At 57.9% G+C, this 25,460-nt stretch carries 17 protein-coding genes, 2 tRNA genes and 3 rRNA genes; 9 read left to right on the top strand and 13 right to left on the bottom strand.

All coding sequences use genetic code 11. The annotated features are described in order from the left end of the window. Positions 1 to 115 precede the first annotated feature (115 nt). Both GJU48_RS03260 and GJU48_RS03255 read left to right on the top strand, forming a co-directional pair. Positions 116 to 1,285 (top strand): hypothetical protein, encoded by a 1,170-nt coding sequence (locus tag GJU48_RS03260; RefSeq protein WP_094948849.1) that lies wholly within the window; start codon positions 116 to 118, stop codon positions 1,283 to 1,285. Between the two features lie 147 nt (positions 1,286 to 1,432). Then, positions 1,433 to 1,957 (top strand): SET domain-containing protein, encoded by a 525-nt coding sequence (locus GJU48_RS03255; protein WP_094948848.1) that lies wholly within the window; start codon positions 1,433 to 1,435, stop codon positions 1,955 to 1,957. Here the strand turns inward: GJU48_RS03255 and can are convergent. Further along, positions 1,954 to 2,598, bottom strand: coding sequence for a carbonate dehydratase (gene can / locus GJU48_RS03250; protein WP_010213394.1), 645 nt, complete (start codon positions 2,596 to 2,598; stop codon positions 1,954 to 1,956). The genes GJU48_RS03255 and can overlap by 4 nt on opposite strands. A 140-nt stretch (positions 2,599 to 2,738) precedes the next feature. Between can and GJU48_RS03245 the strand changes: the two genes are divergently transcribed. Then, complete coding sequence (locus tag GJU48_RS03245) at positions 2,739 to 3,143, top strand: serine kinase/phosphatase (protein ID WP_094948847.1); 405 nt, start codon at positions 2,739 to 2,741, stop codon at positions 3,141 to 3,143. Positions 3,144 to 3,267: 124 nt separating this feature from the next. Here the strand turns inward: GJU48_RS03245 and rimI are convergent, their stop codons facing one another. Together rimI and GJU48_RS03235 are read right to left on the bottom strand one after the other, a co-directional pair. After that, on the bottom strand, positions 3,268 to 3,720 hold the full coding sequence (gene rimI, locus GJU48_RS03240) for a ribosomal protein S18-alanine N-acetyltransferase (RefSeq protein ID WP_094948846.1): 453 nt from the start codon (positions 3,718 to 3,720) through the stop codon (positions 3,268 to 3,270). After that, on the bottom strand, positions 3,713 to 4,456 hold the full coding sequence (locus GJU48_RS03235) for an energy transducer TonB (RefSeq protein WP_094948845.1): 744 nt from the start codon (positions 4,454 to 4,456) through the stop codon (positions 3,713 to 3,715). The genes rimI and GJU48_RS03235 overlap by 8 nt, the downstream gene beginning before the upstream one ends. Before the next feature lie 186 nt (positions 4,457 to 4,642). Between GJU48_RS03235 and mksB the strand changes: the two genes are divergently transcribed. From mksB to mksF, 3 genes are read left to right on the top strand one after another with little or no spacing between them, the layout of a single operon-like run. After that, on the top strand, positions 4,643 to 5,920 hold the full coding sequence (mksB, locus tag GJU48_RS03230; protein ID WP_094948844.1) for an Mks condensin complex protein MksB: 1,278 nt from the start codon (positions 4,643 to 4,645) through the stop codon (positions 5,918 to 5,920). Further along, a complete protein-coding gene (mksE, locus tag GJU48_RS03225; RefSeq protein WP_094948843.1) occupies positions 5,910 to 6,617 on the top strand; it encodes an Mks condensin complex protein MksE in 708 nt (235 codons plus the stop codon). Before mksB ends, mksE begins: the two co-directional genes overlap by 11 nt. Beyond that, the gene (gene mksF / locus GJU48_RS03220; protein ID WP_094948842.1) at positions 6,614 to 9,454 is read left to right on the top strand and encodes an Mks condensin complex protein MksF; all 2,841 of its coding nucleotides are present in this window, start codon (positions 6,614 to 6,616) and stop codon (positions 9,452 to 9,454) included. Before mksE ends, mksF begins: the two co-directional genes overlap by 4 nt. Positions 9,455 to 9,625: 171 nt before the next feature. Here the strand turns inward: mksF and GJU48_RS03215 are convergent, their stop codons facing one another. The 10 genes from GJU48_RS03215 to GJU48_RS03170 all read right to left on the bottom strand — a co-directional run bounded on the left by GJU48_RS03215 (position 9,626) and on the right by GJU48_RS03170 (position 22,177). Further along, a complete protein-coding gene (locus GJU48_RS03215; RefSeq protein ID WP_094948841.1) occupies positions 9,626 to 11,929 on the bottom strand; it encodes a PqiB family protein in 2,304 nt (767 codons plus the stop codon). After that, positions 11,922 to 12,545, bottom strand: a complete 624-nt coding sequence (locus GJU48_RS03210; protein ID WP_094948840.1) for a paraquat-inducible protein A — start codon at positions 12,543 to 12,545, stop codon at positions 11,922 to 11,924. The genes GJU48_RS03215 and GJU48_RS03210 overlap by 8 nt, the downstream gene beginning before the upstream one ends. Further along, positions 12,532 to 13,191: a paraquat-inducible protein A gene (locus GJU48_RS03205; RefSeq protein WP_094948839.1), complete on the bottom strand. Its 660-nt coding sequence runs from the start codon at positions 13,189 to 13,191 to the stop codon at positions 12,532 to 12,534. Before GJU48_RS03205 ends, GJU48_RS03210 begins: the two co-directional genes overlap by 14 nt. A 248-nt stretch (positions 13,192 to 13,439) precedes the next feature. After that, positions 13,440 to 13,555: ribosomal RNA gene (rrf, locus tag GJU48_RS03200) — 5S ribosomal RNA — on the bottom strand. Between the two features lie 170 nt (positions 13,556 to 13,725). Further along, positions 13,726 to 16,617 (bottom strand): 23S ribosomal RNA (locus tag GJU48_RS03195). Positions 16,618 to 16,868: 251 nt separating this feature from the next. Next, positions 16,869 to 16,944, bottom strand: a tRNA-Ala gene (locus GJU48_RS03190). 30 nt (positions 16,945 to 16,974) lie between these two features. Continuing rightward, positions 16,975 to 17,051 (bottom strand) — tRNA-Ile (locus GJU48_RS03185). An 82-nt stretch (positions 17,052 to 17,133) separates the two neighbouring features. Then, positions 17,134 to 18,667 (bottom strand): 16S ribosomal RNA (locus tag GJU48_RS03180). The 16S, 23S and 5S rRNA genes sit together here with 2 tRNA genes alongside, the layout of an rRNA operon. A gap of 627 nt (positions 18,668 to 19,294) precedes the next feature. Continuing rightward, on the bottom strand, positions 19,295 to 20,788 hold the full coding sequence (locus tag GJU48_RS03175) for a CoA-acylating methylmalonate-semialdehyde dehydrogenase (protein WP_094951776.1): 1,494 nt from the start codon (positions 20,786 to 20,788) through the stop codon (positions 19,295 to 19,297). A 39-nt stretch (positions 20,789 to 20,827) separates the two neighbouring features. After that, entirely contained in the window at positions 20,828 to 22,177 is a 1,350-nt protein-coding gene (locus GJU48_RS03170; RefSeq protein ID WP_094951775.1) for an aspartate aminotransferase family protein, read from the bottom strand. Positions 22,178 to 22,302: 125 nt separating this feature from the next. On the opposite strand from GJU48_RS03170, the gene GJU48_RS03165 reads away from it, so the two are divergent. The 3 genes from GJU48_RS03165 to GJU48_RS03155 all read left to right on the top strand — a co-directional run bounded on the left by GJU48_RS03165 (position 22,303) and on the right by GJU48_RS03155 (position 25,452). Next, entirely contained in the window at positions 22,303 to 23,223 is a 921-nt protein-coding gene (locus GJU48_RS03165; RefSeq protein ID WP_094951774.1) for a LysR family transcriptional regulator, read from the top strand. Positions 23,224 to 23,310: 87 nt separating this feature from the next. Further along, positions 23,311 to 24,705, top strand: coding sequence for a uracil-xanthine permease family protein (locus GJU48_RS03160; protein ID WP_094951773.1), 1,395 nt, complete (start codon positions 23,311 to 23,313; stop codon positions 24,703 to 24,705). Between the two features lie 87 nt (positions 24,706 to 24,792). Continuing rightward, positions 24,793 to 25,452, top strand: a complete 660-nt coding sequence (locus GJU48_RS03155; RefSeq protein ID WP_094951772.1) for a TetR/AcrR family transcriptional regulator — start codon at positions 24,793 to 24,795, stop codon at positions 25,450 to 25,452. Positions 25,453 to 25,460 lie beyond the last annotated feature (8 nt).

The following is a 25,460-nucleotide window of genomic DNA, read 5'->3' as shown; positions in this document are numbered from 1 at the left end:
TATCCAATAGCGACACGCCTGGCGATTTAACACGCGATTTTCCTGGTCAGCCGCTACTGTGTGGAGGTGGGCTTTCAACCCGCGCAGACGGGCTTTCGCTGACAAGGAACCAACTATGTTTAAACCGACCAGGCTGTCCTTCACCCTGGCCGCACTGCTGGCCAGTGCGGTCGTACAGGCCGATATCGAAGTACCACTGGGCAGCACGCAACGCGTCACCCAGTTGTTCGCGTTCCCCAATAACTGCAACGTGATCTGCTTTCGGCCATGGACGCTGGAGCAGACCGCCGAGCACTACTTGAACCAGAGCCTTCAGCGCGACGGCTACAGCCGTGCCAAGGTCAGCGTGAAGACCCACGACGGCCAGGTCTCAGCCACCTTCAGCGGCGTGCCGGACCACTACGGGCAGCCGTTGACCACGTTGCTCAATACCGCTGACCTTGCCTACCAAGGCGCCAGCAAACTCAACGCCGACGGCAAGTGGGCCTACAACTGGTACCTGTTCCTGCCGCTGGGCATGGCGCTGGAACACCGCAAAAGCATCGAGTTGCTGCACTTCCCGCCTGACTATTCGCTGACCCAGGCCCAGGATTACCTGGAATCGGCCACCACTGACCGATGGGCCAGCTTGCTCACCGACAATGGCATCCCGGCCACCGAAACACCGGCTTACCAGACCATCATCGATATTGCACCGATCGCCGCGCCGTCCAACGCGGGTAAAGACCTGGAAAACGTCTACAGCTACTTCGCCGACTATCAGACACGCATGGTCAAGGAACTGAGCCTGCGCGCTAACGGCTCGTTGCCGATGGTCGCGTTCGGTGCCCCGGTGCGCAGCTGGATCAAGCAACAGTACGGCCAGACGGTGAGCGTGCTGGGCTTGGCGCAAATCAGCCCGGCAGCGGGCAAAACCGTGTCGGTACTGGGCGCCAACCATCCGAGCTACATCTGGTATGCGGCAGACCCGGCCACCTATGACGGCAATGAACAAAAGGCCGACGAGGCTGGTTTAAAGGTGATGGGCCAGGATCTGAGCGCTGCCTGCTGGCAGGCCGGCATGGGGCAAAAACCCGCCAGCGACCCGAATGTATTGCTCAAGGCCTGCATGAACACTTGGCAAGTCACGCGCAAGGAGCAGACCTGTGAGTTGTTCTACACCTCGGTGCGCAGCCTGACCCCGGAGCAGGCCAACGCAAAATGCGCCACGCCCGCCATCAAGGCACAGTTGAAACAGCTCAAGAACACCGCCCCAGCCCCCCTAGTCACAGCGCCAGCGCTGTAGTGCGCACAAAAAATCAGCGAGTTCTACTGTGAAGGTTGACAGTAGAAATCGCTGACGTGTTCAGCGAGTCTTGATCCAGGCCCATTCGCTGCAAGACTGGCAGTCAGACACCGTTCGCAAGTCGATGCAGCCCACCACAGGAGAGTGATGAAAACTCAAGCCATGGATAAGGCTAATAGTGCGGACGATGACTGCCTGTACCCCTTCGCGACAACGCTGGCCGTGTGCGGCTATCCGTCGTCCCGGCAATTTGAGGTAATACGTGACAAACACGGCGAGGTCATCGGCATCAAAGCCCGTGTGGGCTTCGACAGCCGCACACTCATTGCCCGCGTGTTCGGCTATGCCTTGAGCGAACGGCGCCCGCATACCTTCCAGATCTCGGCACGCATCCGGCTGTACGACCCGTGGGTCTGCGGCCAACTGCATCACTCCTGCGATCCAAATGTATATCTCGATACATCCTATCTGGAGCTCTGGTCAGTCATGCCGATTGCCGCCGGCACGTGGCTGACCATCGATTACGCCAAGACCGGCGACGTCTTGCACCGCCAGTTCGCCTGCCAATGCGGCAGCCCCAACTGCAGGGGCTGGATCAAAGGCCCGGAGGAACAACTCAGCCTGGAAGGCAAGCTGTTCCTGGAGCAACGTGACGACAAGACGCGCCCTTAAGCTTCACCCAACGGGCGTAGGCGGTATTGCGGCGGCAACTGCTCGAAGCCACTGATGGTGGTGTTCAAGCTCTTCCAACGACCGTCCTTGATGCCGTAGATGCAGCCATGGATCGACAGACTCTGCCCACGGTGCCAAGCGTTTTGCACAATGCTGGTATGACCGACGTTGGCCACCTGCTGAATCACGTTCAGCTCGCAAAGGCGGTCCACGCGTTCTTCTTCGGTCGGCAGTTGGGCCAGCAGGTCGCGGTTTTCGTAGTAGAGGTCACGAATGGTGCGCAGCCAGCCGTCGATCAAGCCGAACTGGCGGTCCTGCATCGAGGCGCGCACACCGCCACAGCCGTAGTGGCCAGTGACAAGGATGTGTTTGACCTTGAGCACATCGACCGCGTACTGGATCACCGACAGGCAATTGAGGTCGGTGTGCAGCACCACGTTGGCGACGTTGCGGTGCACAAACAGATCGCCCGGCAGCATGCCGACGATCTCGTTGGCCGGCACCCGGGCGTCGGAGCAGCCGATCCACAGGTATTCCGGGGTTTGCTGGCGGGCGAGCTTGGCGAAGAATTCGGGATCTTCCTGTTTGATCGCGTCCGCCCAGCGTTCATTGTTATCAAGCAGGTCTTGTAGTTCGTTCATCAGGGAAAGCCTCAGGAATGATGCGCAGCTGTGTGACAGACAACCGCTGTGCACGGGTCACGCCAAGCCGTAATTAGCTTGAATTTTTAGGGCGCCGTGCCTGTCCACACACTATAAGCCCCACAGTATGAGGATTGGCCATGACTGAATCACGACGTCCCTACGGCGCTACACAGCCGGAACCGATTGATGACAACGAAGATCGCATGGGCGAGATGCGCGAGCTGGACTTTGACGAGGAGACACCGACTGCAGAAATCGGCGATGAAATCCCACCTCGCGAGCGTGAGCACCTGATGCCCGACGAACGGGTACGCGAAGCTGGGATGACCGGTGCTTCGACGGATGACCATGAGTCCACCGATGATGATATGAGCCCGGAAACGCTGATCCATGAGGATGGCGCGCGGGATGCGCAGGAGGCGGGTGAAGACAACCCGGCGGATTACGATTTGAGCATCGTCGAGGAAGATGAGATCGGCGGCGGGAATGGGCTGGATGAAGCCGAGTTGGCCGATATCGATCCCGTAGACGGTAACCGCTGACGCACCACAGGCCCAGCGGTGAACCGGCGGGCTCAGTGCCCGAGTGAGGCCGAGGTGAGGCTCTCGCAGCGGTTCGACAAGCCAGCCCCCACAGGGGCCTGCTTGCACATGGGATGCCTGCGTTTTAGTCGATCAGGGTGCAGGCCATGACGACCGCATCTTCACGCCCGCCCACAGCGGGGTAGTAATCGCGGCGGCGGCCGATTTCGTTGAAACCGTAGCGCTCGTACAGGCGGAACGCGCCGGTGTTGCTGTCACGTACCTCCAGGAAGCACTCGCGCGCACTGGCCGCATACGCGCGGGACATCAAGTGCTCAAGCAGCGCCAGGCCAAGGCCACGGCCCTGGTTCTCCGGTTTGACGGTGATGTTCAGCAAATGCGCCTCATCGAGGATGATTTGCACCACACCGTGCCCCACCTGCTGCTCGCCCTCGAACATCAGCCAGATCTGGTATTTGCCCAACCCATCGAGAAAAATCCCACGGGTCCAGGGATGGCTGAACGCCGCGTATTCGATCTTCAGTACAGCGTCGAGGTCCGCCTCGGTCATCGGGCGGAAGGATAAAGCTTCACTCATCGGTACTTTTCCAGCGCGCCATCAGCCGGCGCATGGCTTGCCAGACATCAGCCTTACGCTGTGGCTCTTCCATTAATAATTCAAGGCCCGGCAGGGCCCACACCGAGCCCAGGCCTTCGACCTGCAGTTCGCGGTACCAGGCTTCGGCATTCGCTTCGCCGGCAAACCGCACGGCGGGCAGGCCGATCAGCCACAGGCACACGCAGGGTTCGTCTTCCAGGCGTGCCGAAACAAAACCTTGTACAAAATCCCGCGCGGCTTCCGGGCCCTGGTCCATGGTGCCGCGCACCAGCAGCGGCCAGCGCACCGGGTCGCCGACAATTTGCGGGCTGTCGGGCAGGCCGGCGGCGCGCAGCATGTCTTTGAGCAGCATGTAAGCCGGGTCGCGGGTCTGGAAACGCTCGCCGGTGGGCAATTCCACCAGCAGTAGGCAACGCCCGGCGCGCAACAATTGCAGGGCAAAGCGCGGCGGCGGCACCACCGGGGCCTTGGCGACCGGCGCAGGCTCTTCAACCACTGCCGGCTTGACCATCGCAGAGGGGCGCGGCACTTCAATCTTCGCCCGCTCGACGGCAGGACGCGCCTCGGGGGCGGGCTTGACCACCGCCACCGGTGCGGCGGCCTCCTCCCCCGAAACTTCGAACGCCTCAGAGGGCTCAAGCGCTTGCAGCAGCTCGGGCCGCGACGGGGCGGCGAACGGCAGTTCGGTGCGGGGCAGCCAGTTGACCACCTGCATGGCGGTCAAGTAAGCGCGACGTCGGGACTCGATAAGCACAGCTCGGCCACTTGTGGATAAGTAAAGAGCGGGGATTCTACCGCTGTTCGGTAACAATCGCCCACTGCGCACTGACCGGCTGTGGATAAATCCCGCGCCTGATGCAGTACAATCGCGACTTTTAATCGCCAACCAGCCGGCCATTCCATGATCGAACCCAAGCGCGTCCTGCGCGCCCTCGCCGAACACTGGGCCTTACTTGAGCCACTGTGCGAACACTTCGACCAAGGCACCTTGAGCCTGGGCGAGCTGCGCGCGCAATTGGCCGCCCAACAACTGGACAGCACGCCCCAGGACATCACCAGCCTGCTGGACGTGTGGATTCGCCTGGATATCCTGGTGCCTGTCGCCAAGAGCCCGAACCGTTTCGAGCTCAACGCACAGATCCACGACTTCCTCGCTTATCTTCGCAAGGAGCACCGGCTTGGCCTGTGCCTGGAAATCGAAGCCTACCTGCGCCACCTTGAGCGCCTGGCCGGTTATATCCAGGACGCCTTCGACATCCGCGATGGCCACGACCTGGCCCGTCAACTGCGCCTGCTGGATATGCGCGTACGCGACGTGCTGAAAAAGCTCGCCAACGACGAACAAGCCCTCGCCGCCGTGGCCGACCGCGCCAAGACCAGCGACCGGCAGATCCCATTGCGCCAGCGTTACGCCGAGGTCCTGGCGACGTGGGACGAATACGTCGAACCGATGATCCAACTGGTGAACGCCGACGGTGCCTTCGAGCAAGGCGTGCGCAAGGTCGAGAACGTGCTGCTGCGCATGCTTACCGAACAGCAGCGCCTCGGCCACCTGGTGGACGATGACATGCTGCTGCGTACCCACGCGCGCATCCTCGAAATGCAGACCAGCGCCCAGCTGACCTTGCGTCACGCCCGCGAACTGCTGTTGCCGCTGCGTGAAGAAGCACGCCGGCACAACGCCGTGACCCGTGGTGCGGCGTTGGCCTTGTCGGCCATTCGCCGTAAAGGCCTGGACGCGGTGCCGCAGGCGGCGATGCCGATGTTCACCCGGCCGCAAAGCACCTTCCTCGGCAGTGCCAGCCAGGTCGAGGCCTATGTGTATGCCCTGGCGAATTTCGAGCCGAAACCGGCGCGTTTCCCCAAGGCGCACAAATCCCACAAGGGCGAAGCCCAGCGTGCACCGCGCACGGTCAAGGAAATGCTCGAGCGCTGCGAAGATGCACTGCCGATGCCGGACCTGATGACTTGGCTGCTGGAGCAGGAACCGGACGGCGCCACCGACGAATTGCTGTACTGGTTCTCGCGACTCTCACGCGAGAAACGTTTCAAGCGCGAACGCCTGGAACGCCGCGACTATCACACACACGAGCACCAGGTCAGCCTGCGCTCATTCGCCCTGCTCCCGGCCGGCTCTGATACGGCCGAGAATTCTGCGAGTACACCTAATGCAACTTGATCTATCCGAACTGTCCCAGCTGGCGCCGATCTTTCGCGAGCTGTTCAAGGGTTATCACGTCAGCCGCCGCGACCCGGAGCTGTACGCGCAATTGTCGAACTTCCAGGACCAGTACCGCACGCTGTTCAAGGCCCTGGGCTTTGAACTGGTGTGCGATACCCGTGGTTTCTATTACTTCGTACCGGACTCCGCCATCGCCAGCGCGCAGGTGAACAAGACCGCCCAGCGCCTGGCGCTGTTCACCTTCATCATCGTCGAGCATTTGGCCGACCAAGGCCGCGACCCGATCGCCGTGCTCGACGGTGGCAGCTTGGGCCGCGATGAGTTGCCCTCGCTACTGGAGAAGTACCGCGACCTGTTTATCCAGGCCGAAGTGCAGACCCAGGAAGAACTCGAAGAAAAGATCATGCGCCGCATGACCCAACTGGGCTTTGCCAGCGAAGACAACGGCGTGTACCGCTTCTTACCGCCGATGCACCGTTTCCTCGACGTGTGCCTGTCGGTGCAGCAAGACCGTGACCTCGCGGCCAGCGTGCACAGCGTGTTGCCATTGCCGGCGCCGGTGATCATCGACGAAGACAGCGACGAGAAACTGCTGAAGACCGATGACCCGCTGGATTTGAGTGACTTCGAAGAAGAAAGCGAAGAAGACGCGATGGCCCGCGCCATTGCCGAAGAACAGGAGACCGATGCATGAGTAAGGAACGCTACGGCATCCGCCGCTTCGCCCTATTGAACACCGCCGGTTACAGTTTGGGCCTGTTCCCGCTGGAAGAGCCGCTGTCGGTGTATGGCGCGAACAACCTGGGTAAATCCGCGTCGATCAACGCCCTGCAATTCCCGATTCTGGCGCGCATGTCGGACATGAGTTTCGGCAAGTACACCCTGGAGCAATCGCGGCGCTTCTACTTTGCCACCGACACCAGCTACATCCTCGTGGAAGTCTCGCTGCCCCACGGCCCGCACGTGATCGGCGTGGTCGGGCGTGGCCCCGGCGGTGGTTTTGGTCACCAGTTCTTTGCCTATGCCGGCAAGCTGGATTTGGCTCACTACCAGAAAAACGACACCTGCCTGCGCCAGAAAGAGCTGTTCACCAACCTTGAGCGCGAAGGCCTGAAAGCCTACGAACTCAAGCCGGATGAACTGCGCCGTTTGCTGGTGGGCGGCCACACGTCGATCCCGCTGGACCTGACCCTGATTCCGCTGCGCTCCACCAGCGAGCAGAGCCTGAAGACCTTTCGCGCACTGTTTATCAACCTGCTGCACATGCGCGAAATCACCGCGGCCAAACTCAAGCAATTGTTCCTGGATGCCTTCGAACACAGCCTGCGCTCCGGCAGTGTCGATTACATCGCCGCGTGCGAAGAAGCCTTCCGCGATGTGCGGCGCATGGAGCAGGACTACAACTCCTTGGTCGCCGCAGGACCGTTGGTTGAAGCCCTGGCCAATGGCGTTCGCCAGCGCGACACGTTGCGCGGCAAATTGCATCGCCTGTCGCCATTGCTGGACTCGTTGCTGGGCACCTGGTCGGACTACGCCAGTGCGCGCAAGGAAGAGCTGACCATCCAGGTCGAGCACTACCGCAATGAACAGGACGCGCTGCAAAACGATCAGCGCGGCGGCACCCAGGAGCTGATGCGCCTGGAGCGGGAAATCAGTGGCATTCAGCGTTGGTTGGGCGAGCTGTCGGTGCTCAAGCATCGCTTTGCGCTGGTGGATGACGTCAAGGTGCTGGAGCAGCAACTGCTGGCCGCCAAGGATGCCCACGATGAGTTGGCAGGTGCGTTGGCACAGTCCCGGCAGTTCAGCGCCGAGGACTTGGACGAGCGTCTGCGCGACCTGGAAAAGCGCCTGAAGTCGGTCAAGCAACAGCTCGACCACGCAGACAACAACAGCTACGCCAAACTGCGCGAGGAGTTTTCGCAGCAGGATGTCGAGCGTCTGATGCGTTTGTTCAACAGTTCGTTGTTCAGCCTGCCATTGGGCGAGCATGGCATCACGCTGGACGAGGACGGCCAGTGGGTGAAATCCCTGGAGCAGATCCTTGATGGCTTCAAAGGTGAGCATTTTGAAGTGCCGGGGCTGTCCATCGACATTTCCCACATCGAGCCACCTGCGTTGCAGGCCTTGGCGGATCGCGCGGCGTTGCGCGACCAGAAAGAGCGCCTGGAAAAAGAACTCAAGCAGCTCAAGACGCAGCAGGCTGTAGCTTCTGACCGTGCGGCGAGCAAGACCCAGACCGAAGCGCTGTACCAGCAAGTGCTGGATGCGCAGAAAGCGCTGGAAGACTTCCGTCGTGCGCAGACCTTGAGCGCCGAAGAAGGCGAGAAGCTGGAAAACCTGGCGCAGATGGAAGCCGCGCAGGATGAGTTGAAGCGCTCCAGTGATGCCTTCACCGAACGTGTGCAGCAACTGTCGGCCAAGCTGCAATTGGTTGGGCGTCAGATAGGCGATATGGAAGCCAAGCAACGCACGCTGGATGACGCGCTGCGCCGTCGCCAGCTGCTGCCGGCGGACTTGCCGTTCGGCACGCCGTTCATGGACCCGGTCGACGACTCGATGGACAATCTGCTGCCGCTGCTCAATGACTATCAGGACAGCTGGCAAGGTTTGCTGCGCGCCGATGGCCAGATCGACGCACTGTATGCACAGGTGCGCCTCAAAGGCGTGGCCAAGTTCGACAGTGAAGATGATATGGAGCGTCGCCTGCACCTGCTGATCAACGCCTATGCACACCGTACCGATGAAGCCCTGACACTCGGCAAGGCACGCCGTGCGGCGGTGACCGACATCGCGCGGACCCTGCGCAATATCCGCAGCGACTACGACAGCCTGGAACACCAGTTGGCCTTGTTCAACCGAGAGATCAACAAGCGCCAGGTGTCCAACCTGCAAAGCTTCCGCATCGTGCTGGCGCCGAACAAGGAAGCCCTCAAGCATATCGACCAGATCATCCACAGTGCCGGTCAGTATGAAGAAGGCGAAACCCTGTCGGTGTTCGACTTAAGCCAGAGCGCCGAGCAGGACAACAAGAACGAAGAGGCCAAGGAATACCTCGCGCGCCTGGTGGCGGCCAACCATAACCAGTTGGGCCTCAAGGACTTGTTCGAGCTGGCGTTCGAGATCACCAAGGTGCATGGCCAGCCGGTGATTCACACCGACATCGACGGTGCGGCGTCCAACGGCACCACCATGACCATCAAAGCGCTGACCAACATGTACTTGTTGCTGCACTTGATGGACCGTGATCAGGCCGGGCGTGTGCGTTTGCCTTACTACCTCGACGAGGCGGCGGACATCGATGAGAAGAACCAGGCGGCGCTGCTGGAAACCAGCTTGCAGTTGGGCTTCGTGCCGATCCTGGCCAGCGTGAAGCCGCAGGTGTCCGCCCAAGTGGCGATCGACCTGGAAGGCGGCAGCGGGCCGAATGGCATCTACATTGATGAGGCGGACTGGAAGTACATCCGTCGTCACGATGCAGTAAAGGCTACGGTGAATGTGCAGGCGGATGAGCCGGAGTTGGATGAGGTTTGATCGGCTGAACTGAAATGCAAAAAGGCCCCTGGGTGAGAATCCAGGGGCCTTTTTTGTCGCCTGTTACGGCCTCTTCGCGGGCAAGCCCGCTCCCACAGGTGAGCGCATTCCTACAAGATAAATGCGGTTGAATGTGGGAGCCGGGCTTGCCCGCGATGGCCGCGCCTCGGTTTATTTGCCGAGCGGAATTTTAGGCGCCCACGTCAGCCATTCATCTTCAAACTTGTCGAACAGCGGGAAGGTTTGCTGCGGCCGTGCAGTGTTGCCCATGCGCTCGCCATCTGGCGTAGCGAAGGCGATGCCGCCCGCGACCAGGGTCTCCAGGGACTCGGTACGTACCGTCGCGCCTTTGAACAGGCCGAAGTCGAGCCCGAAGCCGCTGGTGTTCCAGAAGCGGCTGCCGCTGCGTACCAGTGGCGCGTACTTGGGCTCAATCAGGATATGGATCAGTACGCGGTCGGCGGTCTGGCCCAGCTCGTAGCCGGTGACTTTGCCGACCGTGACTTCGCGGTAGGTGACGGGGACGCCTTCCTTCAGCGAGCCACGGCGTGCAGCGCTGAGCACCAGGCTCAAGCCTTCCTCCTGATGGACCGCCTCGGGTGGCTTATCCAACGCAACGAAGCTTTTTTGTGGCCCGGCGTTTTTCGCGGAGGGCTGTACTTCGATGTATTGGCCGGTGACCAGGGTTTCCAGGTTCGAGGTTTTCATCAGGCCCAGTTCTGGCTTGACCACCCAGAACTGGCTGCCGGTGCGTGCGATCCGGTCAGCCACTTGGGTGATGCGCGCGCTGAGCAACACCGACTGCATGTCGGCACTCAGGTCGACGCTCTCGATCTTGCCCACGTCCAGGCCTTTGAAGCGTACCGGCGTGCCGGGGCGCAAACCGTCGGCACGATCAACCTTGATGGTTACCAAGGTGCCGTGTTGATTGGCAGCCTCGCGATCAGCAAACAGACGGAAGCGCGGAATACGTTTTTTCAGCGGCACGTTCGGTTCCGGGGTTTCGAAGGCGATACCGCCGGCCATCAGGCTGGCCAGGGATTCACTTTTCACTTGGATGCCGCCGGTGAGCCCGCCCGTCAGCGTGACACCGCTGGCATTCCAAAAGCGTGTCGAACCGTTGACCAGGTTTTCATATTCCTTCTCGATGTGAACGCCGATCACCAGTTGCTTGTTCTTGCGCGAGAACTGGTAGCTCTGCACCGAACCGACCTTGACCTGCTTGTAGAGGATCGGGCTGCCGACATCCAGCGAGCCGAGGTTATCGGTGAAGAGCACCATGTGCAGGCCAGGGGAACGCAGGTCCAGCGGTGGCGCCTTGGCCCGGGCAACGAACTCACGTTGTGGTGCGCTGCCTTTGTCACCGGGGCGAATGGCGATGTAGTTACCTTTGACCAAGGCTTCCAGGCCAGTGATACCGGCCAGGGAGATGGACGGCTTGACCACCCAGAACTGGGTGTCTTGCACCAGGTAGTCTTCGGCGAGTGGGTCGAGGGTCAGCTCGGCATTGGCGCTGGACAGGTCCGGGTCGATCTTCAGGGTTTTCAGGCTACCGACCTGAATGCCTTTGTACATGACCGGGGTGCGCCCAGCCTGCAGGCCTTCGAAGTCGGTGAGTTTGACCTTGACCTTGATACCGGCGGCGGCAGCGTCAAAGTCTTCGTACAAGCGGAACGGCAGGCTCGGGTCGGTTGGCGGGCTGTCCTTGCGATTCTCCGGTGTGGCGAAAGCGATGCCGCCGGCGACGATGCTGGAAAGGGATTCACTGCGCACTTTGACGCCGGAGAGGTTGGCGTCGATGCTGATGCCGCTGGCGTTCCAGAAACGCGTATGTTTGCGCACCAGGCTGGCGTAGGTCGGTTCGATGTAGACCTTGATTTCGACGGTGCTCTGGTCTTCGGACAGCAGATAGCTTTTGACCTGGCCGACCTGGATCTGCTTGTAGAACACCGGGCTGCCACGATTCAGCGAGCCGAGGCGATCGGCTTTGATGGTCAGGTGCAAGCCGGGCTTGGCATCAGATAAAGGCGGCTCTTCGGAGAGGGCCTTGAACTTGCGAGTCGGCTCACCGTCGCCTGGGCTGGCGGCAATGTAGTTACCCGAGACCAGGGTTTCCAAGCCGGTGATACCGGCAAGGCTGACGCTGGGTTTGACCAGCCAGAAACGCGTATTGGTCTTGAGGTATTGCTCGACATCCTTGTTCATCTCGACGGTGGCGATCACCCCGCGATTGCTGCCCTCATCGTCCAGCGCCAGGGTCTTGACCTTGCCGACGGTCATGCCTTTGTAAACCACTTCGGTCTTGTTGACCTGGATACCTTCGCCACTTTCAAAGCGCACCTGGATCTCGATGCCTTGCTGGGAATAAGCACGCCATCCGAGCCAGCCGCCGATGATCAGGGCAATCAAGGGCAACACCCAAATGGCCGACCAGTTGGAGGCTGGGCGGGTTTTAGCTTTTGGCAAATCACTCATGGTCGTCGTCCGACTCCGTGTTGTCCCAAATCAGTCGGGGATCAAAAGTTACTGCGGCAAGCATCGTCAAGATCACCACACTGGCGAACGCTGCAGCACCGAGATTGGCCTCGACACTGGCAAGTCGCCCAAAGTTAACAACCGCAACCAGGATGGCGATCACGAAGATATCCAGCATGGACCAGCGGCCAATGAATTCGATAAAGCGGTACATGATAATGCGTTGTTGCGCGGACAGCGGTTGGTGACGCTGCACCGAGAACAGCAGCAGGCCAATGCCTACCAGCTTGAACGTCGGCACCAGGATACTGGCGATAAACACCACCGCAGCGATGGGGAACATGCCGTGCTGAACCAGCTGGATCACGCCGGCCATGATGGTACTGGGTTCGCCCTGGCCAAGGGAGTTGACGGTCATAATTGGTAATAGATTGGCGGGGATATACAAGATCGCCGCCGTGATCAGCAACGCCCAGGTACGCGTGAGGCTGTTGGGGCGACGGGCATGGATCAGCGCGCCGCAACGGGTGCAGAGCTGCTCATCAGTATCGGTCTTCTGCTTGTTCAACTCGTGGCATTCAGTACAAATCAGAATGCCCGCATCAATCGCCCGCATGATCATCCTCTCCTGACAACGCCTGCCAGATCTGGTGGGGCGACATCACCACCTCAAGCAGTACCTGAACGATTAATAGACTGACGAAACAAATGAGCCCGAGGCCGATGGTGATGGAGGCCATGTCGGCGAGCTTTACGATCGCGACGAGCACACCCATCAGGTAGACCTCTAACATCCCCCAATCCTTGAGGTGATGGTAAATGCGGTAGAGCAGCAGCCCATAACTGCGGCCGATCTTCCAGCGAATGCTGAGCAGCACGGCCAATTGGCAGAGCAATTTGAGCAGCGGGATGCCCATGCTGCACAGAAACACTACGGCCGCGACACTTTGCATACCGGTATCAAACAGGCCGATAACGCCGCTCCACACGGTGTCGTCTGAGGACTGCCCGAGTAGATTGAGCTGCATGATGGGTAAAAAGTTCGCGGGGATGTACAGCAATAGCGCTGCCAGCACCAAGGCGAGGCTACGCTCAACGACGTTGTGGCGGTGAGCATAGAGCTCGTAACCGCAGCGTGGGCATTGGGCTTTTTCACCGAGGGCGAGTATGGGCTTGCGCATCAGCAAGTCGCACTCATGGCATGCCACCAGATCCTCCAGTGGTAAGTCCGACACCTCGAGGGTATCAACCGGATCGGGCATAGATAGGGCTCGAGCTCTAAAAAAGGTAGGTGCCTATTCTAGTGGTCTGGTTCAGAAATAACTGTGCAATTTTGTCGGGAGGTATTGGTGGATTTGAGATGCAAGAAGGGAGGGGCACTTAGGTGATGCTTAGTATCAGTTGGCCGCTTAACGTTAACGTGCTTGGCGAGCAAAATTGCCTCTACGCTTTTCGACCGCCCAAAACAAAACCCCTGTTCGCGTTAGCAAACAGGGGTTCTGGAATTTAATCTTGACGATGACCTACTCTCACATGGGGAAACCCCACACTACCATCGGCGATGCATCGTTTCACTGCTGAGTTCGGGATGGGATCAGGTGGTTCCAATGCTCTATGGTCGTCAAGAAATTCGGGTACTGAGTCGTGACCTTATGGCCTCGCTTCAGCAAATTGGGTATGTGATAGCTTTCGGTGTTTTGTGAGATCGAACTTTCGGTTCTATCGTCTTCACACACCGCAATCTGATGCTTCTACTTGTTTCCAAGTCCGAAGTAGTCAAATTGCTTGGGTGTTATATGGTCAAGCCTCACGGGCAATTAGTATTGGTTAGCTCAACGCCTCACAGCGCTTACACACCCAACCTATCAACGTCGTAGTCTTCGACGGCCCTTCAGGGGACTCAAGGTCCCAGTGAGATCTCATCTTGAGGCTAGTTTCCCGCTTAGATGCTTTCAGCGGTTATCTATTCCGAACATAGCTACCCGGCAATGCCACTGGCGTGACAACCGGAACACCAGAGGTTCGTCCACTCCGGTCCTCTCGTACTAGGAGCAGCCCCTCTCAAATCTCAAACGTCCACGGCAGATAGGGACCGAACTGTCTCACGACGTTCTAAACCCAGCTCGCGTACCACTTTAAATGGCGAACAGCCATACCCTTGGGACCGGCTTCAGCCCCAGGATGTGATGAGCCGACATCGAGGTGCCAAACACCGCCGTCGATATGAACTCTTGGGCGGTATCAGCCTGTTATCCCCGGAGTACCTTTTATCCGTTGAGCGATGGCCCTTCCATACAGAACCACCGGATCACTAAGACCTACTTTCGTACCTGCTCGACGTGTCTGTCTCGCAGTCAAGCGCGCTTTTGCCTTTATACTCTACGACCGATTTCCGACCGGTCTGAGCGCACCTTCGTACTCCTCCGTTACTCTTTAGGAGGAGACCGCCCCAGTCAAACTACCCACCATACACTGTCCTCGATCCGGATAACGGACCTGAGTTAGAACCTCAAAGTTGCCAGGGTGGTATTTCAAGGTTGGCTCCACGCGAACTGGCGTCCACGCTTCAAAGCCTCCCACCTATCCTACACAAGCAAATTCAAAGTCCAGTGCAAAGCTATAGTAAAGGTTCACGGGGTCTTTCCGTCTAGCCGCGGATACACTGCATCTTCACAGCGATTTCAATTTCACTGAGTCTCGGGTGGAGACAGCGCCGCCATCGTTACGCCATTCGTGCAGGTCGGAACTTACCCGACAAGGAATTTCGCTACCTTAGGACCGTTATAGTTACGGCCGCCGTTTACCGGGGCTTCGATCAAGAGCTTCGCGTTAGCTAACCCCATCAATTAACCTTCCGGCACCGGGCAGGCGTCACACCCTATACGTCCACTTTCGTGTTTGCAGAGTGCTGTGTTTTTAATAAACAGTCGCAGCGGCCTGGTATCTTCGACCGGCATGAGCTTACGGAGCAAGTCCTTCACCCTCACCGGCGCACCTTCTCCCGAAGTTACGGTGCCATTTTGCCTAGTTCCTTCACCCGAGTTCTCTCAAGCGCCTTGGTATTCTCTACCCAACCACCTGTGTCGGTTTGGGGTACGGTTCCTGGTTACCTGAAGCTTAGAAGCTTTTCTTGGAAGCATGGCATCAACCACTTCGTTAACTAAAAGTTAACTCGTCATCAGCTCTCGGCCTTAGAATCCCGGATTTACCTAAGATTCCAGCCTACCACCTTAAACTTGGACAACCAACGCCAAGCTGGCCTAGCCTTCTCCGTCCCTCCATCGCAATAACCAGAAGTACAGGAATATTAACCTGTTTTCCATCGACTACGCTTTTCAGCCTCGCCTTAGGGACCGACTAACCCTGCGTCGATTAACGTTGCGCAGGAAACCTTGGTCTTTCGGCGTGGGTGTTTTTCACACCCATTGTCGTTACTCATGTCAGCATTCGCACTTCTGATACCTCCAGCAAGCTTCTCAACTCACCTTCACAGGCTTACAGAACGCTCCTCTACCGCATCACCTAAGTGATACCCGTAGCTTCGGTGTATGGTTTGAGCCCCGTTACATCTTCCGCGCAGGCCGACTCGACTAGTGAGCTATTACGCTTTCTTTAAAGGGTGGCTGCTTCTAAGCCAACCTCCTAGCTGTCTAAGCCTTCCCACATCGTTTCCCACTTAACCATAACTTTGGGACCTTAGCTGACGGTCTGGGTTGTTTCCCTTTTCACGACGGACGTTAGCACCCGCCGTGTGTCTCCCATGCTCGGCACTTGTAGGTATTCGGAGTTTGCATCGGTTTGGTAAGTCGGGATGACCCCCTAGCCGAAACAGTGCTCTACCCCCTACAGTGATACATGAGGCGCTACCTAAATAGCTTTCGAGGAGAACCAGCTATCTCCGAGCTTGATTAGCCTTTCACTCCGATCCACAGGTCATCCGCTAACTTTTCAACGGTAGTCGGTTCGGTCCTCCAGTTAGTGTTACCCAACCTTCAACCTGCCCATGGATAGATCGCCCGGTTTCGGGTCTATTCCCAGCGACTAGACGCCCTATTAAGACTCGCTTTCGCTACGCCTCCCCTATTCGGTTAAGCTCGCCACTGAAAATAAGTCGCTGACCCATTATACAAAAGGTACGCAGTCACCCAACAAAGTGGGCTCCCACTGCTTGTACGCATACGGTTTCAGGATCTATTTCACTCCCCTCTCCGGGGTTCTTTTCGCCTTTCCCTCACGGTACTAGTTCACTATCGGTCAGTCAGTAGTATTTAGCCTTGGAGGATGGTCCCCCCATATTCAGACAAAGTTTCTCGTGCTCCGTCCTACTCGATTTCATGACTAAGAGATTTTCGCGTACAGGGCTATCACCCACTATGGCCGCACTTTCCAGAGCGTTCCGCTAATCTCAAAGCCACTTAAGGGCTAGTCCCCGTTCGCTCGCCACTACTAAGGGAATCTCGGTTGATTTCTTTTCCTCAGGGTACTTAGATGTTTCAGTTCCCCTGGTTCGCCTCTTACGCCTATGTATTCAGCGTAAGATAACCATCTTATGATGGCTGGGTTCCCCCATTCAGACATCTCCGGATCAAAGTCTGTTTGCCGACTCCCCGAAGCTTTTCGCAGGCTACCACGTCTTTCATCGCCTCTGACTGCCAAGGCATCCACCGTATGCGCTTCTTCACTTGACCATATAACCCCAAGCAATCTGGTTATACTGTGAAGACAACATTCGCCGAAAATTCGATAATACTCAATTACGAGTAACTCACAAATTTTACCTTAGCCTGATCCGTTACCAGTGAAAGTAACGTTCAGTCTATCTTTCTATCACATACCCAAATTTTTAAAGAACGATCTAATCAAAGACTAGAAATCAACATTCACCATCACTTCGATGGAATGCTCATTTCTAAGCTTTCAAAACTTTCAGAAGCAGTAGTGGTGGAGCCAAACGGGATCGAACCGTTGACCTCCTGCGTGCAAGGCAGGCGCTCTCCCAGCTGAGCTATGGCCCCGTATTTCTACAGGCGTTTCCCACACAAAATTGGTGGGTCTGGGCAGATTCGAACTGCCGACCTCACCCTTATCAGGGGTGCGCTCTAACCAACTGAGCTACAGACCCAATTTCGGGCTGCTTCTTATCGTCTTCTTCAATGAATCAAGCAATTCGTGTGGGAACTTATGGAGCAGCTGATGTCGTCGATTAAGGAGGTGATCCAGCCGCAGGTTCCCCTACGGCTACCTTGTTACGACTTCACCCCAGTCATGAATCACACCGTGGTAACCGTCCTCCCGAAGGTTAGACTAGCTACTTCTGGTGCAACCCACTCCCATGGTGTGACGGGCGGTGTGTACAAGGCCCGGGAACGTATTCACCGCGACATTCTGATTCGCGATTACTAGCGATTCCGACTTCACGCAGTCGAGTTGCAGACTGCGATCCGGACTACGATCGGTTTTGTGGGATTAGCTCCACCTCGCGGCTTGGCAACCCTCTGTACCGACCATTGTAGCACGTGTGTAGCCCAGGCCGTAAGGGCCATGATGACTTGACGTCATCCCCACCTTCCTCCGGTTTGTCACCGGCAGTCTCCTTAGAGTGCCCACCATTACGTGCTGGTAACTAAGGACAAGGGTTGCGCTCGTTACGGGACTTAACCCAACATCTCACGACACGAGCTGACGACAGCCATGCAGCACCTGTCTCAATGTTCCCGAAGGCACCAATCTATCTCTAGAAAGTTCATTGGATGTCAAGGCCTGGTAAGGTTCTTCGCGTTGCTTCGAATTAAACCACATGCTCCACCGCTTGTGCGGGCCCCCGTCAATTCATTTGAGTTTTAACCTTGCGGCCGTACTCCCCAGGCGGTCAACTTAATGCGTTAGCTGCGCCACTAAGAGCTCAAGGCTCCCAACGGCTAGTTGACATCGTTTACGGCGTGGACTACCAGGGTATCTAATCCTGTTTGCTCCCCACGCTTTCGCACCTCAGTGTCAGTATTGTCCAGGTGGTCGCCTTCGCCACTGGTGTTCCTTCCTATATCTACGCATTTCACCGCTACACAGGAAATTCCACCACCCTCTACCATACTCTAGTCAGTCAGTTTTGAATGCAGTTCCCAGGTTGAGCCCGGGGATTTCACATCCAACTTAACAAACCACCTACGCGCGCTTTACGCCCAGTAATTCCGATTAACGCTTGCACCCTCTGTATTACCGCGGCTGCTGGCACAGAGTTAGCCGGTGCTTATTCTGTCGGTAACGTCAAAACAACACGTATTAGGTAACTGCTCTTCCTCCCAACTTAAAGTGCTTTACAATCCGAAGACCTTCTTCACACACGCGGCATGGCTGGATCAGGCTTTCGCCCATTGTCCAATATTCCCCACTGCTGCCTCCCGTAGGAGTCTGGACCGTGTCTCAGTTCCAGTGTGACTGATCATCCTCTCAGACCAGTTACGGATCGTAGCCTTGGTGAGCCATTACCTCACCAACTAGCTAATCCGACCTAGGCTCATCTGATAGCGCAAGGCCCGAAGGTCCCCTGCTTTCTCCCGTAGGACGTATGCGGTATTAGCGTCCGTTTCCGAACGTTATCCCCCACTACCAGGCAGATTCCTAGGCATTACTCACCCGTCCGCCGCTCTCAAGAGAAGCAAGCTTCTCTCTACCGCCGACTTGCATGTGTTAGGCCTGCCGCCAGCGTTCAATCTGAGCCATGATCAAACTCTTCAGTTCAAACATCTTTGGGTTTTTAAGAAACCCTAAACTTGGCTCAGCAATCGTTGGTTACATCTTTGATTTCTCGCGGAGTAACTTGTGATGCTGATAATCTTGTTGACTATCAGTCTGACTCCACAAGCACCCACACGAATTGCTTGATTCAGTTGTTAAAGAGCGGTTGGTTAAGATCTTTCGTCTCAACCGAGGCGCGCATTCTACAGCAGCCTCATTTGCTGTCAAGTGATTATTTTCAGAAGTTTTCGAAGACTTCTTCAACAACTTCAACCACTTGCGCTTCCGATCTCTCGTTAGCGGGAGGCGAATTCTACAGCGTTACACGCTGCTGTCAACACCTCTTTTTCTCCGCTTTCGACCGAGAAGATCGAAACGCTAATAGAGCCAAACAACACTGCTCCACTAACTCCTTCTGGGCTTCGATGAACTGAAGCAAGCCGCTGTCGAATTCTGCATAACTCTTTGTTTACCAAGGAGTTTTCCGTTTCGACTGCGCCGGAAGTGGGGCGAATTATAGACTTCCAGAATCTGCCGTCAACACCTTTTTTCACATTTCTGTCATATCGGTCACCCCCCCCCAGAAACGCAAAAGCCGGCCCCAAGGGGCCGGCTTTCAACTACAACGCCTTACAAGCTAGGAAAGGCAAACTGCGACGCTTCATGGCTGGCCCGTTGCGGCCAGCGCTGGGTGATCGCCTTACGACGGGTATAGAAACGCACCCCGTCCGGCCCGTAGGCATGTAAGTCGCCAAACAGCGAACGCTTCCAGCCACCAAAGCTGTGATAAGCCACCGGCACCGGCAGTGGAACGTTCACACCAACCATACCCACTTCAATCTCGTCACAGAACAGACGCGCCGCCTCCCCGTCACGGGTAAAGATGCACGTACCGTTACCGTATTCGTGATCATTGATCAGTTGCATCGCCGCTTCCAGGCTGCTCACCCGCACCACACACAGCACCGGACCAAAGATCTCTTCTTTATAGATACGCATCTGCGGGGTCACGCGGTCGAACAGGCTGCCACCCAGGAAGAAACCTTCTTCATGGCCCGCAATACTCAACCCACGACCATCCACCACCAGCTCAGCGCCCGACGCTACGCCGTCTTCTATATAGCCACTGACCTTATCCCGCGCCTGGCCCGTCACCAACGGCCCCATATCCAGACCACAGGATGTGCCCGCGCCAATTTTCAACGCCTTGACCTGCGGCACCAGCTTGGCGATCAATGCATCCGCCACCTGATCGCCTACGCATACGGCGACCGAAATCGCCATGCAACGCTCACCGCACGAACCATAGGCCGCGCCCATCAAGGCACTCACGGCGTTATCCAAGTCCGCATCCGGCATCAGCACCGCATGGTTCTTCGCCCCGCCCAGTGCCTGCACGCGCTTGCCGCGCTTGGTCGCTTCGCAATAGATGTATTCGGCAATCGGCGTCGATCCCACAAAGCTCAGCGCTTTGACTTCCGGCGCTTCGATCAGCGCATCCACCGCGCCCTTGTCACCGTGCACCACACTCAACACACCTTTCGGCAAACCAGCTTCCTGCAACAACTGCGCAATCAGCAGCGTAGAGCTTGGATCACGTTCCGAAGGTTTCAGGATGAAACAGTTACCGCAGACGATCGCCAGCGGGTACATCCACAGCGGCACCATGGCAGGGAAGTTGAACGGCGTAATACCGGCCACCACGCCCAACGGCTGGAAGTCCGACCACGCATCAATGTTCGGCCCCACGTTACGGCTGTACTCGCCTTTGAGAATCTCCGGCGCCGAGCACGCGTACTCCACGTTCTCGATGCCACGCTTCAACTCGCCCGCGGCGTCTTCCAAGGTCTTGCCGTGTTCTTCACTGATCAACTGCGAGATACGTGCTTCGTTCTGCTCCAGCAATTGCTTGAAACGAAACATCACCTGGGCACGCTTGGCCGGCGGGGTGTTACGCCAGGCAGGGAACGCCGCCTTGGCTGAGTCGATAGCGCTTTGAATGGTTTCACGGCTGGCCAACGGCACCTGGTGAATCACCTGGCCGGTGGACGGGTTGTACACGTCGGCGGTGCGGCCGGACTCACTGACCAACTGGCCATTGATCAAATGTTGGATAAGGCTCATGCAGGGCTCCTGAAAAGTTGTTCTATATAGAAGGAGAAATCAGTCGATCTTGTTCAGCACTTCGCCGACCGCGTCAAACAGACGATCCAGGTCCTGCGGCTTGCTGTTGAAGGTTGGCCCGAACTGCAACGTGTCGCCGCCAAAGCGCACGTAGAAGCCGGCTTTCCACAAGGCCATGCCAGCCTCGAATGGACGCACGATGGCATCACCGTCACGCGGGGCAATCTGGATCGCACCGGCCAAGCCGTAGTTACGAATATCGATCACGTTTTTGCTGCCCTTCAAACCGTGCAGTGCATTCTCAAAGTGCGGGGCGACTTCGGCTACGCTCTGCACCAGGTTTTCTTTCTGCAACAAGTCCAATGCCGCAAGGCCCGCAGCACAAGCAACCGGGTGCGCCGAGTAGGTGTAGCCGTGGGGGAATTCCACTGCGTATTCCGGCGTCGCCTGGTTCATAAAGGTCTGATAGATCTCGCTGCTAGCAATCACCGCGCCCATTGGGATTGCGCCGTTGGTGACTTGCTTGGCAATGCACATCAGGTCCGGGGTCACGCCAAAGCTGTCGGCGCCGAACATCGAGCCGGTACGGCCGAAACCGGTGATCACTTCGTCGAACACCAACAGAATATTGTGCTGATCGCAGATCTCACGCAGACGCTTGAGGTAACCCTGTGGCGGCACCAGCACACCAGCGGAGCCGGCCATCGGCTCAACGAACACCGCAGCGATGTTCGACGCGTCGTGCAATTCGATCAGCTTGAGCAACTCATCGGCCAAGGCGATACCACCCAGCTCCGGCATGCCACGGGAAAAAGCATTGCTCGCCAGCAAGGTGTGCGGCAGGTGGTCCACATCCATCAAACCCTGGCCAAACAGCTTACGGTTGCCGTTGACGCCACCCAGGCTGGTGCCGGCGATGTTCACACCGTGATAGCCACGGGCACGGCCGATCATTTTGGTCTTGGTGGCCTGGCCCTTCAGGCGCCAGTAGGCACGCACCATTTTCACCGCGGTGTCGGCGCACTCGGAGCCGGAATCGGTGAAAAACACGTGGTTCAGGTTGCCTGGGGTCAAGTCGGTAATCTTTTCCGCCAGCTGGAACGACAGCGGATGACCGTATTGGAAGCCCGGGGAGTAGTCCAGGGTGCCCAACTGCTTGGAGACCGCTTCCTGGATTTCCTTGCGTGTGTGCCCGGCGCCGCAGGTCCACAGGCCCGATAACGAGTCATACACCTTGCGGCCCTTATCATCGATCAACCAACTGCCTTCGGCCGCCACGATCAGACGCGGGTCACGTTGGAAGTTGCGGTTGGCGGTGTAAGGCATCCAGTGAGCATCCAACTTCAGTTGGCTGGCCAGGGACGAAGGGGCGTTTTCGGGCATGTTCATCAGCAAAACCTCGCAAGGCAAAAGGCAGCGTCGGGATTGAAACGCGTTGTTGCAGCTAAATTGCCATGGGGATAAAGTCGGTGAAATCCAACTCTTCTAACCTTTAGTCAGGCCTTCACTAAACTATGAGCAGCCGTCGACCCGACCCACTGGCCCAAGTCAGCGACTTCGATATCCGCCTGCTGCGCATCTTTCGCAGCGTGGTGGAGTGCGGTGGCTTCTCGGCAGCAGAAACCGTGCTCGGCATCGGCCGATCGGCCATCAGCCAGCAGATGAGCGACCTCGAACAACGCCTGGGCTTACGCCTGTGCCAACGCGGACGCGCCGGCTTCTCCCTGACCGAAGAAGGCCGCGAGGTCTACCAATCGGTCCTGCAACTATTAAGTGCCCTGGAAAGTTTTCGCACCGAGGTCAACGGCCTGCACCAGCATTTACGCGGCGAGTTGATCATCGGCCTCACCGACAACCTCGTCACCCTGCCCCACATGCGCATCACCCACGCCCTGGCACAGTTGAAGGAACGCGGCCCGGACGTGCAAATCCAGATCCGCATGATCGCCCCCAACGAAGTCGAGCAAGGCGTGCTCGACGGCCGCCTGCATGTCGGCGTGGTGCCCCAGGCCAGCGCGCTGTCCGGCCTGGAATACCAGCCGCTGTACAGCGAACGTTCGCTGCTCTATTGCGCGGTTGGACACCCACTGTTTTATGCCGACGACAAACAGCTGGACGACGCGCGCATCGACACCCAGGACGCCATCGCCCCCACTTTCCGCCTGCCCGCCGACATCCAGGCGCATTACCAAGCACTCACCTGCACCGCCAGCGCCTCGGACCGCGAAGGCATGGCGTTCCTGATCCTCACCGGCCGCTATATCGGCTACCTGCCCGATCACTACGCCAGCCTGTGGGTGCAACAAGGCCGACTGCGCGCGCTGAAACCGACTACACGTTTTTACGATTTAAGCCTCGCATCGGTCACACGCAAAGGCCGTCGCCCTCATTTGGTGCTGGAAAGTTTTCTCGAGAGTCTGGCGGCAACGCGCTAACTCGGGCCTCTCGCCAAAAGCTGAGCAACTGGACAGCTTTTTGCAAGAGAGCAGGACCTTGAACCGTCCTCCTTGAGTTTGCCCACCATGCCACCAAAATCCTCCAGCCCCAGTGACCTGATCTACGGCCTCGACGACCGGCCAAAACCGCTGCCCGCCCTACTGGCTGCACTGCAACATGTGCTGGCCGCTTTCGTAGGGATCATTACCCCGCCACTGATCATCGGCTCCACCCTGGGCCTCACCGCCCATTTGCCCTACTTGATCAGCATGGCGTTGATGGTCTCCGGCGTCGGCACGTTCATTCAGGCACGCAGGCCATTTGGCATCGGCGCCGGAATGATCTGCCTGCAAGGCACCAGCTTTGCGTTTCTCGGCGCGATATTGTCGGCGGGTTTCTTGGTGAAACAACGCGGCGGCAGCCCGGAAGACATCATGGCGATGATCTTCGGCGTGTGTTTTTTCGGCGCAGCCGTGCAGATCGTGTTGAGCCGTTTTATCGGCCAACTGCGTCGCGTGATCACGCCCTTAGTCACCGGGATTGTCATCACGCTGATCGGCATCAGCCTGATCAAAGTCGGCATCACCGACCTAGGCGGCGGGTTTAACGCGCCGGACTTCGGCGCGCCCATCAATCTGGCGCTGGGCGTGTTCGTAGTGCTGACCATCATTGTGCTCAACCGCTCAAACACGCCATGGGTGCGCCTCTCGGCGATTATCATCGGCCTGGCCCTCGGCAGTCTGGCCGCGTGGTTCAGCGGCAAACTGGTCCCGCAAGCCTTGCCAGACTTGCCGTTGATCAGCGTGCCACTGCCGTTTCGCTTCGGTTTCAACTTCGACTGGAGCGCGTTCCTACCGATCGCGCTGATTTATCTGATCAGCAGCATCGAAACCGTCGGCGACCTCACCGCCAACTGCATGATCGCCCGCCAGCCCATCAGCGGCCCTTCTTATATAAGCCGGCTCAAAGGCGGTGTATTGGGCGATGGCGTGAGTTGCATGATCGCCGCCACATTCAGCGCCTTTCCCAACACCACCTTCGCGCAGAATAACGGCGTGATCCAACTCACTGGCGTGGCCAGTCGTTACGTCGGCTTATACATCGGCGTGTTGCTGTTTTGCCTCGGCTTGTTTCCGCTGATTGGCGCCGTGCTGCAGCAAATCCCCAAGCCAGTATTGGGCGGCGCGACCTTGGTGATGTTCGGCAGCGTCGCCGCCGCCGGTGTGCGCATCCTCGCCCAGGCACCGCTGGACCGGCGCAGCATGCTGATTATCGCCACCTCGTTCGGCGTCGGCCTGGGCATTGCCGCCCAACCGGGCCTGCTGCACTTGATGCCAGCCCTGGTGCAAAACCTGTTCGATTCCGCCATCACCAGCGGCGGCCTGACCGCCATCGTGTTGTGCCTGTTATTACCGGAAGCCAAAGTGACCTGCGCTGGCGCAAACCACGCGCCGGAAAGCGACACGCTGGAACCGCTTTGACGGTTTTATTGCATCGGGACTTGTCTGAGGCTTGAGGGTGGGTTATCTGTGCACACGTCGTCTCTATCGATCAGCACGGAAACCTCCATGAGCCTCGAAGTTCCTGCCCACAGCAACCACGCCGGTAAACCCGCCAGCCGCATTCGGCAAAAGAATGAACAAGCAATTCTCCAGGCTGCTGAAGATGAATTCGCGCGCCATGGCTACAAAGGCACCAGCATGAACACCATTGCCTCGAGTGCCGGGCTGCCCAAGGCCAACTTGCATTACTACTTCACCAACAAGCTCGGCCTGTACATCGCGGTGCTGAGCAATATCCTCGAACTGTGGGACAGCACCTTCAACGCGCTGACCGCCGAGGACGACCCAGCCGTGGCGCTCACCCGCTACATCCGCACCAAAATGGAGTTTTCCCGGCGCCACCCGCAGGCCTCGCGGATCTTCGCCATGGAGATCATCAGTGGTGGCGAATGCCTCACCGAATATTTCAGCCAAGACTACCGCGCCTGGTTCAGCGGCCGCGCCGCAGTACTCCAGGCCTGGATCGACGCCGGCAAGATGGACCCCATCGACCCCGTGCACCTGATCTTCCTGTTGTGGGGCAGCACCCAGCACTACGCCGACTTCGCCACCCAGATCTGCCGCGTCACCGGTCGCACCAAGCTGACCAAGCAAGACATGGAAGACGCCGGCACCAACCTGATCCACATCATTCTCAAAGGCTGTGGCGTCAAGCCAGCCCTATAAACGAAGCG

The sequence above is a fragment of the Pseudomonas sp. IB20 genome (genome assembly GCF_009707325.1).
Classification (GTDB): Bacteria; Pseudomonadota; Gammaproteobacteria; order Pseudomonadales; family Pseudomonadaceae; genus Aquipseudomonas.
Note: the sequence above shows the minus strand (reverse complement) of the source record. Positions and strands in the feature narration are given on the sequence as shown.

What these genes read in the sequence shown, in the direction of transcription:
- GJU48_RS03260 (WP_094948849.1), top strand. Translation starts at nt 116, where the DNA reads ATGTTTAAACCGACCAGGCTGTCCTTCACCCTGGCCGCACTGCTGGCC.
- can (WP_010213394.1), bottom strand. Translation starts at nt 2,598, where the DNA reads ATGAACGAACTACAAGACCTGCTTGATAACAATGAACGCTGGGCGGAC.
- GJU48_RS03155 (WP_094951772.1), top strand. Translation starts at nt 24,793, where the DNA reads ATGAGCCTCGAAGTTCCTGCCCACAGCAACCACGCCGGTAAACCCGCC.
- GJU48_RS03255 (WP_094948848.1), top strand. Translation starts at nt 1,433, where the DNA reads ATGAAAACTCAAGCCATGGATAAGGCTAATAGTGCGGACGATGACTGC.
- mksE (WP_094948843.1), top strand. Translation starts at nt 5,910, where the DNA reads ATGCAACTTGATCTATCCGAACTGTCCCAGCTGGCGCCGATCTTTCGC.
- GJU48_RS03175 (WP_094951776.1), bottom strand. Translation starts at nt 20,788, where the DNA reads ATGAGCCTTATCCAACATTTGATCAATGGCCAGTTGGTCAGTGAGTCC.
- GJU48_RS03170 (WP_094951775.1), bottom strand. Translation starts at nt 22,177, where the DNA reads ATGAACATGCCCGAAAACGCCCCTTCGTCCCTGGCCAGCCAACTGAAG.
- GJU48_RS03215 (WP_094948841.1), bottom strand. Translation starts at nt 11,929, where the DNA reads ATGAGTGATTTGCCAAAAGCTAAAACCCGCCCAGCCTCCAACTGGTCG.
- GJU48_RS03235 (WP_094948845.1), bottom strand. Translation starts at nt 4,456, where the DNA reads ATGCAGGTGGTCAACTGGCTGCCCCGCACCGAACTGCCGTTCGCCGCC.
- GJU48_RS03245 (WP_094948847.1), top strand. Translation starts at nt 2,739, where the DNA reads ATGACTGAATCACGACGTCCCTACGGCGCTACACAGCCGGAACCGATT.
- GJU48_RS03210 (WP_094948840.1), bottom strand. Translation starts at nt 12,545, where the DNA reads ATGCGGGCGATTGATGCGGGCATTCTGATTTGTACTGAATGCCACGAG.
- rimI (WP_094948846.1), bottom strand. Translation starts at nt 3,720, where the DNA reads ATGAGTGAAGCTTTATCCTTCCGCCCGATGACCGAGGCGGACCTCGAC.
- GJU48_RS03160 (WP_094951773.1), top strand. Translation starts at nt 23,311, where the DNA reads ATGCCACCAAAATCCTCCAGCCCCAGTGACCTGATCTACGGCCTCGAC.
- mksB (WP_094948844.1), top strand. Translation starts at nt 4,643, where the DNA reads ATGATCGAACCCAAGCGCGTCCTGCGCGCCCTCGCCGAACACTGGGCC.
- GJU48_RS03205 (WP_094948839.1), bottom strand. Translation starts at nt 13,191, where the DNA reads ATGCCCGATCCGGTTGATACCCTCGAGGTGTCGGACTTACCACTGGAG.
- GJU48_RS03165 (WP_094951774.1), top strand. Translation starts at nt 22,303, where the DNA reads ATGAGCAGCCGTCGACCCGACCCACTGGCCCAAGTCAGCGACTTCGAT.
- mksF (WP_094948842.1), top strand. Translation starts at nt 6,614, where the DNA reads ATGAGTAAGGAACGCTACGGCATCCGCCGCTTCGCCCTATTGAACACC.